The 11,552-nt window shown below is 72.4% G+C and carries 11 protein-coding genes; 7 read left to right on the top strand and 4 right to left on the bottom strand.

The genetic code is table 11. From position 1 onward, the window contains the following. The first annotated feature begins 14 nt into the window (after window positions 1-14). The 7 genes from ASC67_RS14335 (at window position 15) to ASC67_RS14305 (ending at window position 7,855) form a co-directional block, all read left to right on the top strand. Window positions 15-2,357 carry an MMPL family transporter gene (locus tag ASC67_RS14335; protein ID WP_235566349.1) on the top strand — a complete coding sequence of 781 codons (2,343 nt, stop codon included), beginning with the start codon at window positions 15-17 and terminating at the stop codon, window positions 2,355-2,357. A gap of 95 nt (window positions 2,358-2,452) precedes the next feature. Continuing rightward, a complete protein-coding gene (locus ASC67_RS14330; RefSeq protein ID WP_056322306.1) occupies window positions 2,453-3,295 on the top strand; it encodes a polysaccharide deacetylase family protein in 843 nt (280 codons plus the stop codon). Window positions 3,296-3,342: 47 nt separating this feature from the next. Then, the gene (locus ASC67_RS14325; RefSeq protein ID WP_056323152.1) at window positions 3,343-4,527 is read left to right on the top strand and encodes a beta-ketoacyl-[acyl-carrier-protein] synthase family protein; all 1,185 of its coding nucleotides are present in this window, start codon (window positions 3,343-3,345) and stop codon (window positions 4,525-4,527) included. Next, a complete protein-coding gene (locus ASC67_RS14320) occupies window positions 4,524-5,327 on the top strand; it encodes a beta-ketoacyl synthase chain length factor (RefSeq protein ID WP_056322303.1) in 804 nt (267 codons plus the stop codon). Before ASC67_RS14325 ends, ASC67_RS14320 begins: the two co-directional genes overlap by 4 nt. Further along, window positions 5,320-5,835, top strand: coding sequence for a hotdog family protein (locus ASC67_RS14315; RefSeq protein ID WP_056322298.1), 516 nt, complete (start codon window positions 5,320-5,322; stop codon window positions 5,833-5,835). The genes ASC67_RS14320 and ASC67_RS14315 overlap by 8 nt, the downstream gene beginning before the upstream one ends. After that, window positions 5,832-6,563 (top strand): 3-oxoacyl-ACP reductase FabG, encoded by a 732-nt coding sequence (gene fabG / locus ASC67_RS14310; protein ID WP_056322292.1) that lies wholly within the window; start codon window positions 5,832-5,834, stop codon window positions 6,561-6,563. The genes ASC67_RS14315 and fabG overlap by 4 nt, the downstream gene beginning before the upstream one ends. Beyond that, window positions 6,560-7,855, top strand: coding sequence for a cation:proton antiporter (locus ASC67_RS14305; RefSeq protein ID WP_056322287.1), 1,296 nt, complete (start codon window positions 6,560-6,562; stop codon window positions 7,853-7,855). Before fabG ends, ASC67_RS14305 begins: the two co-directional genes overlap by 4 nt. A gap of 388 nt (window positions 7,856-8,243) precedes the next feature. Here ASC67_RS14305 and ASC67_RS14300 read toward each other — a convergent pair whose 3' ends face one another. From ASC67_RS14300 to ASC67_RS14285, 4 genes are read right to left on the bottom strand one after another with little or no spacing between them, the layout of a single operon-like run. Next, window positions 8,244-9,017, bottom strand: coding sequence for a glycosyltransferase family 2 protein (locus ASC67_RS14300; RefSeq protein WP_056322284.1), 774 nt, complete (start codon window positions 9,015-9,017; stop codon window positions 8,244-8,246). Continuing rightward, a complete protein-coding gene (locus ASC67_RS14295; RefSeq protein ID WP_156466778.1) occupies window positions 9,014-9,760 on the bottom strand; it encodes a lysophospholipid acyltransferase family protein in 747 nt (248 codons plus the stop codon). The genes ASC67_RS14300 and ASC67_RS14295 overlap by 4 nt, the downstream gene beginning before the upstream one ends. After that, on the bottom strand, window positions 9,757-10,590 hold the full coding sequence (locus ASC67_RS14290; RefSeq protein WP_056322280.1) for a MipA/OmpV family protein: 834 nt from the start codon (window positions 10,588-10,590) through the stop codon (window positions 9,757-9,759). The genes ASC67_RS14295 and ASC67_RS14290 overlap by 4 nt, the downstream gene beginning before the upstream one ends. Next, the gene (locus ASC67_RS14285; protein ID WP_310731987.1) at window positions 10,587-11,504 is read right to left on the bottom strand and encodes a hypothetical protein; all 918 of its coding nucleotides are present in this window, start codon (window positions 11,502-11,504) and stop codon (window positions 10,587-10,589) included. Before ASC67_RS14285 ends, ASC67_RS14290 begins: the two co-directional genes overlap by 4 nt. Window positions 11,505-11,552 lie beyond the last annotated feature (48 nt).

The following is an 11,552-nucleotide window of genomic DNA, read 5'->3' as shown; positions in this document are numbered from 1 at the left end:
TGTGGTTCGCCGGCATGCTGGTGGGTGGCGTGCTGATCGCCCGCACCAGCTTCAGCACCGACCTGTCGGCCTTCCTGCCGGCCCGTCCCGACGCACGGCAGCGCGTGCTGATCGAGCAACTGCAGAACGGCGTGGCGGCGCGCACGCTGCTGGTCGGCATCGACGGCGGTGATTCGGCGCAGCGGGCCCAGGCGTCGCGCGCGCTGGCCGCAGCCCTGCGCGACAGCGGTCGATTCGATCAGGTGCAGAACGGCGACCGCAGCCAGGGCTCCGGCGATTGGGCCACCGCCGGCAGCTGGCTGGTCGAGCACCGCTACCAACTCAGCCCGGCGGTGACGCCGGAGCGCTTCAGCGTCGCCGGGCTGCGAGATGCGATCGACGAGACGCTGTCGCTGCTCGGCACGCCGGCCGGCAATGCCGTCAAGCCGCTGCTCGAGCGCGACCCGACCGGCGAGATGCAGCGCATCGCCGAATCGCTGATCCCGACCAGTGCGCCGCGCAGCGAGGAGGGCGTGTGGGTTGCCCGAACGGCGCCGCGCGCCTTGCTGCTGCTCATCACGCACGCCGCCGGCGCCGATCTCGACGGCCAGGCCGACGCGGTCGAGCGCGTGCGACTGGCTTTCGCACCGCTGGCCGCGCAGGGGCTGACGCTGCAGCTCAGCGGCGCCCCGGTGTTCGCGGTGCAGAGCCGCGCGCAGATCGAGCACGAGGCGATCCAGCTGGCCCTCGTCGGCAGCCTGGTGATGGGCGGCCTGCTGCTGCTGGCGTTCGCGTCGCTTCCGGCGCTGGCCGTGGCATTGCTGCCGGTGGCGACCGGTATCGTCGCGGGCATCGCGGCGGTGAGTGTCGGCTTCGGCACGGTGCATGGCTTCACGCTGGCGTTCGGCAGCACGCTGATCGGCGAGGCGGTCGACTACGCGATCTACTACCTGATCCAGGCGCGCGGCGCCGCGGCACCCGGCAGTGGCTGGCAGCACTGGCTGAAGGACAACTGGCCCACGGTGCGGCTGGGCCTGCTCACGTCGGTGTGCGGCTTCGCGGCGCTGGCGTTCTCGGGCTTCCCGGGCCTGGCGCAACTCGGCGTGTTCTCGATGGCCGGGCTCACCGGCGCCGCACTGGCGACGCGCTTCGTGCTGCCGGTGCTGGTGCCCGACGGTGCGGCAGGGCGCGGCCTGCGGCAGTCGATGGGCCGCTGGGCCGGGGCGGCGTTGCGGCGGTTGCCGCGGCTGCGTGTGGCCTTCTTCCTGCTGGGCGCCGCGGCCATCGTCCTGCTGGCGACGCGCAGCGAACCGCTGTGGCGCGGCAGCCTCGGTTCGCTGAGCCCGGTGCCTGAGGCGGCACTGGCGCTCGCCGAGCAACTGCGCGCCGACCTCGGCGCCAGCGACGCACGCACGCTGGTCGTGGCCACCGGCGCCGACGAACAGGCCGCATTGCGCGCGGCCGAGGCCGCCGGCGCACGGCTCGACGCGCTCGTGGCGCAAGGCCTGCTGGCCGGCTATGAGTCGCCGGCCCGGCTGCTGCCGAGCGTGGCCACGCAGCGCGCCCGCCAGGCGGCGCTGCCCGAGGCGGCGGAGCTGCGCGAGCGGCTGCTGCAGGCCACCGCCGGCGGCCCGCTGAAATCCGCGCGCCTGGAGCCTTTCATCGCCGAGGTGCAGCAGGGGCGCGACCTGGCACCCGTCGAGCGCGCGGCGCTGAACGGCAACCCGCTGGCTTCGGCGGTCGACGCGTTGATGCTGCCGCGTCGCGACGGCGGCTGGTCGGCGCTGATCGCGCTGCAGCCCGGCCCCACCGAACTGGGCGCCGAGCGCCTGCGCGCGGCCTTGCAGGGGCTGAGTGGCCTCGAGGTGGTCGACATCGGCCTCGAACTGAACAGCCTCTACGGCAGCTACCTCCACGAGGCCTTCCTGCAGGCCCTGCTGGGCGCGCTGGCGGTGGTGCTGCTGCTGGCTCTCTCCCTGCGCTCGCTGCCGCGGCTGTTCGCCGTGTGCCTGCCGCTCGCGCTGGCGGTGCTGCTCACGCTGGCCGGATTGGCGCTGCTGGACGTGGCTCTGGGCATTCTTCACCTGGTCGGTCTGCTGCTGGTGGTGGCGGTGGGCTCGAACTACGCGCTGTTCTTCGACCAGATCCAGAACGCCCCCGCCCGCAACGCGGCCGGAGACCCGGCGCCTGTCAGCGACGACACGCTGGCCTCGCTGCTGCTGGCCAACCTGACCACGGTGGCGTCGTTCGGGCTGATCGCGCTGTCGGACATCCCGGCGCTGTCGGCGATCGGGCGGGTGGTGGCCCCCGGGGCGCTGCTGGCGCTGCTGCTGGCGGCGGCCTGCTCGCGGCCGCTGCGCCTGGAGCGTGCTGCCTGATCGCGGGTCCGGCGCGGCCTTGCAGTCAACGTGCTGTGGGAAAATTGCCGCTTGCAGTAACCCGCCAGCGCCCCGCCACCGCGGCGGCTTTCCCCATGTCCCACGCCTCCTCCTCGAGCGCCGCCTGGCCGATGCCACCGCTGCTGCGCGCCAGCCTCGGCCTGCATGCGGTGGCGGCCGGCGCGGCGATCGCCGTGCCGGGGGCGGCTCCGTGGGCTTTCGGCAGCGTGCTGGCCAACCACGCGGCGCTCACCGCGGCCGGACTGTGGCCGCGCAGCGGGCTGCTCGGCCCCAACGTCACGCGGCTGCCCGACGCCAGCGCCGCGCACGGCGAGATCGCGCTGACCATCGACGACGGCCCGGACCCGGCGGTCACGCCCGCGGTGCTCGACCTGCTGGACCGGCACGGCGCGAAGGCGAGCTTCTTCTGCATCGCGACGCGCGCCGCGGCCCAGCCGGCGCTGACGCGCGAGATCCTGGCGCGCGGCCACTGCGTGCAGAACCACAGCCATGTCCACCGCCACAACTTCGCGATGCTCGGACCGCGCGGCTATGCCGCCGAGCTCGACCGCGCGCAGCAGGTACTGAGCGACATCACCGGCCGCCGCCCGCACTGCTTCCGCGCGCCTGCGGGCTTGCGCAACCCCTTCCTCGACCCGGTGCTGCACCGGCTCGGTCTGCACCTGGTGAGCTGGACGCGGCGCGGCTTCGACACGCGCGAGCGCGCGCCCCAGCGCGTGCTCGAACGCCTGACACGCGGCCTCGCTGCCGGCGACATCCTGCTGCTGCACGATGGCCATGCAGCGAAGACGGCGGCCGGCCAACCGGTGCTGCTGGAGGTGCTGCCGCTGCTGCTGGCCCGGTGCCATGCCGCCGGGCTGCGCTGCGTGACGCTGACGGCCGCGCTGCCGCCGCGCGGGACGGCGAGCGCCCCATGAGCGATGTGAACGACACCACCGCGGCGTCGGCGGCTGGCGCCGGCCGCATGACGCCGCTGGCGGTGACCGCCTACACGCTGGCCAGCGCGCTGGGCGTCGGCCGCGCGGCCACGCTGGCTGCGCTGCGCGCCGGCCGCAGCGGCCTGGCACGCAAGAGCTTCGAGACCGTGGCGCTCGACACCTGGATCGGCGAGGTCGAGGGCGTCGATGCGCAGATGCTGCCGCCTGCGCTGGCCGACTTCGACTGCCGCAACAACCGGCTGGCCTGGCTCGGGCTGCAGGCCGACGGCTTCGCGGCCGGCGTGGCGCGGGCGCGGGCGCGCTTCGGGCCGCGCCGCATCGGCGTGTTCCTCGGCACCAGCACCTCGGGCATCCTGCAGACCGAACTGGCCTACCGCCGCCGCGATCCGGCGACCGGCGCACTGCCGGCTGATTTCCGCTACGCGCAGACGCACAACACCTATTCGGTGGTCGACTTCACCCGCCGCGCGCTCGAGCTGCAAGGGCCGTCCTGCGCCGTGTCGACCGCCTGCTCTTCGAGCGCCAAGGTGTTCGGTCACGCGGCCCGGCTGATCGAGCTGGGCGTGATCGACGCGGCCGTGGTCGGTGGCGTCGACAGCCTCTGCCTCACCACGCTGTATGGCTTCAACTCGCTCGAGCTGCTGTCGAACGACATCTGCCGGCCCTGGGATGCACAGCGCCACGGCCTGTCGCTCGGCGAGGCCGCAGCCTTTGCGCTGCTGGAGCGTGACGCCGACGCTCCGAAGGCCTGGCTGCGCGGCGTCGGCGAGAGCAGCGACGGCTACCACATGAGCAGCCCGCATCCGCAAGGCGCCGGCGCAGCCGAGGCCATGCAGGCGGCGCTCGCGCAGGCCGGCGTGGGGCCGGACGAGATCGATTACCTCAACCTCCACGGCACCGCGACGCCCAACAACGACAGCGCCGAGGACCTGGCCGTGTGCACGGTGTTCGGCGATCGGCTGCCCTGCAGCTCGACCAAGGGCGCGACCGGCCACACGCTGGGTGCGGCGGGCGGCGTCGAGGCGGCGATTTCGATGCTGGCGCTGCAGCATGGCCTGATGCCGGGCGGCCTGAACCGGCGCGTGCCCGACACGGCGCTGCGCAGCCGCTATCTCGATGCCAATGTCGAGTCGCGCCTCGGCCTGGTGGCGAGCAATTCCTTCGGCTTCGGCGGATCCAACGCCTGCCTCGTCTTCGGAGCGGCCGCATGAGCGCAGCCCTGTGCGTAGTTGTGCGAGGCATCGGCCTGCTGGGGCCGGGCCTGACCGACTGGAGCGCGGGCCGGCAGATGCTGCGCGATCCGTCCGCCTGGGTTGTCCAGCCGACCGTGCTGACGGCCCCGGGCCGGCTGCCGCCGGCCGAGCGCCGCCGCGCCGGCGACATCGTCAAGCTGTCGATGGCCGTGGCCGACCAGGCCTGCGCGCAGGCCGGCATCGATACCCAGAGCCTGGCGACGGTGTTCACCGCATCGAGCGGCGACGCCGCCAACTGCCATGCGCTGTGCGAAGCGCTGGCGACGCCGCAGCGCGCGATCTCGCCGACACGCTTTACCAACTCGGTGCACAACGCGGTGGCGGGCTACTGGCACATCGCCACCACCAGCCGCGCGCCTTCGACCAGCCTCTGCGCGCACGACGGCAGCTTCGGTGCCGGCCTGCTGGAGGCGATGGCGCAGTGCATGAGCGCCCGCCGGCCGGTGCTGCTGGTGGCCGGCGATGCGCCTTACCCGGAGCCGCTGCATGGCGTGCGGCCCCTGTCGGGCGCCTTCGGCGTGGCCTTGCTGCTCGATGTCGATCCGGGCGACGCGCCGCTGCCGATGCTGACGCTGCGCAGCAGCGAGGCCGATGCACCGGCGAGCGACTGCGGCGATGCCGCACTCGATGCGCTGCGCCTCGGCGTGCCGGCCGCCCGCAGCCTGCCGCTGCTGCGCGCGCTGGCCGGCGGTGCGCCGGCCTCGCTGCGCATCGAGGGACTGGAGGGCTTCACGGTCGAGGTCCGGCCCCATGCCTGAGGCCTTCCCGGCTGCCGCGCCGGCCATGATGGACCGTGCCGGCATCGCGCTGCGCATCCCGCACCAGGGCCGCATGTGCCTGCTCGACCGGCTCGTGTCCTGGTCGCCGGAGCACATCCACTGCGTCGCCGTGAACCATCGTGAGCCCGACCATCCCCTGCGCAGCGCCAGCGGTCTGCTGTCGCCGTGTGCGATCGAGTACGCCGCACAGGCTATGGCGCTGCACGGCGCGCTGCTCGCTCCGCCCGGGGCCGGGCCGCGGCCCGGCTACCTGGCGAGCGTGCGCAACGTGCGGCTGGCAGTCGCGCGGCTCGACGGCGTGGCCGGGCCGCTGCAGGTGCGCGCCGAGCGCCTGGCCGGCGAGGCCAGGCAGGTGATGTACCGCTTCGAAGTCAGCGACGAGCACGGCCGCTTGCTGGTCGACGGGCGCGCGACCGTGGTGCTCGACACGCCGCTCGCGAGGGCGCCCGCCGCGCGCGACCAGCCGTCACCGGAGATCGAGCCATGAGCCTGGACCACAAGCGTGCCCTCGTCACCGGCGCCAGTGGCGCGCTCGGTGCCGCGATCGCCCGTCGGCTGGCGCGCGATGGCGCGTCGCTGCTGCTGCACGCCAACGCGCGGCCGCAGGCGGTGGAGCAACTGGCCGAGGCGATCCGTGGCGACGGTGGCCAGGCCGAGTGCTGCGTGTTCGACCTGACCGACGCTGATGCCTCGCGCACGGCCTGCGAGCGCCTGCTCGAGGGCGGACCGGTGCAGGTGATCGTCAACAACGCCGGCGTGCACGACGACGCGGTGTTCCCCGGCATGCGCGCCGAGCAGTGGCACCGCGTGATCGATGTGTCGCTGCACGGCTTCTTCCACGTGACCCAGCCGCTGCTGCTGCCGATGCTGCGCACCCGGTGGGGCCGGGTGATCAACATCTCCTCGGTCGCGGCACTGGCCGGCAACCGCGGCCAGGTGAACTACGCGGCGGCCAAGGGCGCGCTCAACAGCGCGACAAAGGCTCTGTCTCTGGAGGTCGCGAGCCGGGGCGTCACCGTCAATGCCATCGCGCCGGGCATCATCGCCTCACCGATGGCCGATGCCGCCTTCGATGCCGCGACCATCGCGCAGCTGGTGCCGTGCAAGCGCGCCGGCACGCCCGAGGAAGTGGCCGATCTGGCGGGCTTCCTCGCCAGCCCCGCGGCGGGCTACATCACCGGACAGATCATCTCGATCAACGGCGGCATGCTGTGAGCCCCGGTGCATCGGGCGTCCACGCCACCGAACAGCTGCTGTTCTTCACGCTGCTGCAGCTGGCCATCATCGTGCTGGCGGCACGAGCCGGCGGCGCGCTGGCGCGGCGCGTCGGCCAGGCGCTGGTTGTGGGGGAGATCGTGGTCGGCATCCTGCTCGGGCCCTCGCTGTTCGGCCTGCTGGCGCCCGGCCTGTTCGACCTCGTGTTCCGCTCGACACCGCCGCAGCCACTGAACATCCTGTCGCAGATCGGTCTGCTGCTGCTGATGTTCCAGATCGGCCTGGAGTTCGATTTCGCGCACCTGCGTGAGCGGCGCAACCGGCGCGCGGTGCTCGCGGTGTCGGTCGCCGGGCTGGTGGCGCCGTTCGCGCTGGGCCTGCTGTTCGCGGCCCTGGTGCCGGCCGCGCTGGTGCCCACGCCCAACCGATTGAGCTTCGCGCTGTTCATCGCGACGGCGTTCTCGATCACGGCGATGCCGGTGCTCGGGCGCATCATGATGGAGTTCGAGCTGACGCGACGGCCGGTCGGCGTGATCGCCATCAGCGCCGCAGCGGTCAGCGACGTGTTCGGCTGGCTGCTGCTGGCGATCGTCACCGCGCTCAGCACCTCGGGGCTGGTGCCCTGGAGCTTCGGGCTGCACGCGCTCGGCGTGCTGCTGTTCGGCGTGGTGTGCTGGTGGGGTGTGCGCCCGCTGCTGAGGCGCTTCGTGCGCGCCCAGTTGGCTCAGGCCGGCGAGCGCGAGCTGCCGGCCACGCTGATGGGTGGCGTGATCGCGGCGGTGTTCGTGGCCGGCATGACGACCTACCAGCTCGGCATCTTCGCGGTGTTCGGCGGCTTCATGATCGGTGTGCTGCTGCACCAGGAGCGCCGCTTCGTGCAGGCCTGGAACGACAAGGTCGGCAGCTTCGTCAACGTGTTCTTCCTGCCGATCTTCTTCACCTACACCGGCCTGCGCACCGATGTCGGCTCGCTGGGAACGGCCTCGGACTGGGGCTGGTGCGCGCTGCTGATCGGGCTGGCCACCTTGGGAAAGCTGGGCGGCTGCTGGCTGGCGGCGCGCCGTGCCGGTCAGTCGCCCGCGGAGGCTCGCATCATCGGCGTGCTGATGAACACGCGCGGGCTGATGGAATTGATCGTCATCAACGTCGGCTACGACCTCGGCGTGATCGGCCGCGAGCTGTTCACGATGCTGGTGCTGATGGCCCTCTTCAGCACCGTGATCACCACCCCGCTGCTGCGCCGCTGGGTGCCGCTGGCCGGGGTGCTGCCGGAGCGAGTGGCGCCTGCTTGAGGGCATTGTTTGTAGTGCGAACGGGTGCGGGCGCCGCGCCGGTCCACTGTGTTGCGCTCGTGTCCCCCGCGGTTCGCCCTGCGGGCCGACCGCTCCTCCTCTACCTCGCTCCACACAGCGGCCCGCCACGGCGCGTCGATACATCGCGGACCGCGGGGACTTGAAGACCTTCGCTTGCCACGGTGGTGCGTGCGACCAGGGCGTCGGGTGAATGGCGAAGAGAGGTAAAGGAGGAGGGGTCGGCCGCAAGGCCGGCGCCGGGGGAGTGAGGCCGCGCGGGGGCGCCGGAAGGCGACTCCCGGCTGCCGAACGCCCAGACGCGATACAAGCGGCTGGGCACGAACGCAGCCGTTCACCCGATGGCCTGGTCAGCAGCGGACGATCGGGCTCAAGCCTGGAATGGCGGCAACCGCCGCAGACGGCGCCACAGCAGCACCGGCAGCCGCAGCAGGAACTCCAGCATCAGCCGCGTGTGCATCCAGGTGAGCAGCAGGTTGTCGCGGCCGTAGCGGAAGTGCGAGACGCCGCCTTCCTCCGGGCGAAGGTATTTCACCGGTGCGTCTCGGTTGATCGGCTTGATGCCGCGCCAGGCGAGCCGCACCACCGCTTCGGTGTCGAAATCGAAGCGGCGCATCCAGGGCTGGCGCGCCATCACCGCGGCCAGCGCGGCGATCGGGTAGACGCGAAATCCATACAGCGAGTCGGCCACGCCGGCGCCCAGCGTCTCGAGGTCGGTCCAGGCGTTGGAGACGCGCCGTCCGCGCACCCGCAGCAACGGTGCGCTGGCGTCGAACACCGGGCGGCCGAGGATCATCGTGTCGGGCCGGGCGAGCGAGGCGTGCATGAACTCCGGAATCAGAGCGGCCGGGTGCTGGCCATCGGCATCCATCGTCAGCGCGTGCGTGTAGCCGGCTGCCTGCGCAGCAAGCAGGCCGTGCAGCACCGCGGCGCCCTTGCCCTGGTTGCGCGGCAGCACCAGCACGCGCAGCCCCGCATCGCCGACGGCCAGGCGCTGCACGTCGGCCGTGCTGCCGTCGGTGCTGCCGTCGATCACCACCCACACGGGGTTCCACTCGGCGCGGGCCTCGCGCACCGTGTCGCAGAGCCTGGCCCCGGTGTCGAAGCTGGGGATCAGCACCAGGTGCGTGGTCGACGGCGTCATGCGGCGGGGCCCGGCGGCTTCACGCCGGCAGCGAAATAGGCTTCGAGCTGTGCGAGCAGCGCATCGGTATCGTCCTGCGGCGCGAAGCGCTCGCCCAGCCGCACCGAGAAGCGGATCGGCAGCGGCGGCAGCTTCCAGATCGGCCAGCCCTTGCCGAGGTAGGGCGACTCGGTGTCGATGAAGACCGTCTGGATCGGCGCCCTGGCCAGCTTGGCGATCAACGTCACGCCGGGCCGGAACGCGTTGATCGGATGGCGCGTGGTGCGCGTGCCCTCGGGAAAAAGCACCAGCTGGCCGCCGTGCTGCAGGTCCTGCACCGCGAGGCGGATCATGCCGCGCGGCGAGTCGTTGCGGATGTAGCGCGCCAGCCGCGCGCCGGCGCCGAGGAAGGGGTTGTGCATCAGCCCGGCCTTCATGATGCAGGCGCTCTTGGGCAGGCGGGCCACCAGCATCAGCGCATCGAGCAGGCTGGGATGGTTGGCGACGAGGATCAGCCGCGGCTCGTCCTTGAACGCATCGAGCGCGTTCGCGTCGAGCTTGATCATGCCGCTGGCCGAAGCCAGCAGCCAGTAGAGACGGTAGCCGTAGGCGATGCCGGCGCGGCCGACGACCAGGCCGCGATCGCGCGGCAGCAGCGGGTAGAGCAGCAGCGCGGTCAGGTTCCAGATCGTCGACATCACGCCGAGCAGCAGCAGCAGCGCGAGCAGTGCCAGGCTCAACGGAAGGGCGAACAGGCGCTTCATCGGTCGGAGGATACGGTCTCGGACGAGGTCGCGAAGACCCAGCTGAACGCGATGCCGAACGAGAGGTTGTCGCGCTGGCGCACCAGCGGGCTGTCGGCGAAGCGCGCACCGTGCAGTGTGTCGTAACGGACGAACAGGCCGGCCCAGGTGCGCTCGAAACGCCGCGACAGCGTCGCGGTGGCCTGGGCCCCGGCGTAGCCGCCGCGGCTGCGGTAGGCCGGTCGATCGGCGGTGGCATCGGCCGCCGGTACGTCGTAGAAATAGGCGTTGAAGCGGCGGCTGCCGAACAGCGGACCGCTCATCAGGCCGAGGTTCCAGCCGGAGCCGCCGGCGTTCTCGACATCCAGGCTGAGATTCGGCGTGGCGGTCCAGCCGATCCCGCGCACGTGCGACTCCAGCGTCAGCGCCGCGCGCAGGGGCGCTCGCAGTTGCAACGTCCAGCCGGTGCCGCGGGCGGCGGTCCAGTTCAGGTTGGGGCCGAGCTCGAGCGTCGGCGCGAGATCGCTCATGCCCTGACGTGCGTCGTTGTCCTCGCTGCGCGTCGGCGCGGTGGCGGCGAGGCTCAGATCGAAGTCGAGCCGGTCCGACTCGAACAGCACGGCACGCGCGCCGTCGCGGTCGGCCTTGAAGATCTTGCCGCGGTACACGACGTAGGGCAGCGGCAGCAGCCAGTCGTGCGACTGGTCGGCGCCACGGTAGTGCGGCAGGCGCAGGCCCGCCGCACCGAGCCCCAGCTCCCACAGCGGTCTTTGCACCTCGGCCGCGACCGGCGGCGAGGCGGTCCAGGCCAGCAGCGAGGCGATGCAGGCGTTCCCGGCCAGCCGCCTCACGCGCGTACCTCGCCGGGCGCGAAGGCGTGGGCTTCGATCTCGACCAGCAGTTCGCGACGGCAGACGTCGCCCTGCAGCAGCACGGCATCCCGCAGTGCCACGGCGTCGTTGCCGAGCGCGTCGCCGAGCAGCGACAGCACCTGCGGGGCGTCGCTTGCGTGGCGCACGTACACGGTCAGCGAGAGCTGATCGAGCTCGAAGCGCGCGGTGCTGCGCTGGCGTGCGGCGCCGAGCACCGCTTCCAGATTCGTCAGCGTCTCGCGCGTTTGTGCGGCCACGTCGCCGGCGTGCAAGCTGGCGTGGCCGACGATGCTGGCCGTGCCGGAGATCAGCAGCGCCACCTGGCCCGCGCCGGCGTCGAACACCGCCGCGCGCGAGAAGCTCGGGCTGCGCGGGCCGTATTCGCTCGGGTAGTGATAGGCCGACACCTGCCGCGGGTTCTCGACCTGCAGCGGCCGCGTACTCCCGGCCAGGAAGTGCACGCAGAACGGGCCGCCTTGCGTGCCCAGCGCGCAGGCCGCTGGAGCGCCCTCGAAGGCGGGGCGCTGCGCGTCGAAGAAGGCCTGCTGGCGCCCCAGGTTGAACTGGCGGTAGCGCTCGAGTCCGCCGCCGTCGCCGTTGATGTCGGGCAGATAGTTCCACAGCCGCAGCAGGTGGTCGCAGCCGGTCTGGGCCAGTGTGGCGAACACGTCCTGGTAGGCGCGCTGCGCGAGCGCCTGCATGCTGCCGTCGGCCTGGAGGGTTTCGTCGAGCTGCAGCGAGCCGAACAGCCAGTGGCCGTCATGTTGCCAGTGGACGCTGCCGCACCGTCCGGCGCCGACCTGCAGTGTGGAGCTGCACCAGGCGTCGACGCGCGGGCCGGCGGCGGCCAGGGGTTGGCCGGCTACCGTGGCCAGGCCGGGTGCGGGGGACATGCCGTAGCCGAGTGCACCCAGCGGCGGCGTCGCGCCGGCGACGAGCGC

The organism is Methylibium sp. Root1272 (genome assembly GCF_001425905.1).
Lineage (GTDB): Bacteria > Pseudomonadota > Gammaproteobacteria > Burkholderiales > Burkholderiaceae_C > Methylibium.
The sequence above is the reverse complement of the archived record's forward strand: the minus strand, read 5'-3'. Positions and strand labels throughout refer to the sequence as shown.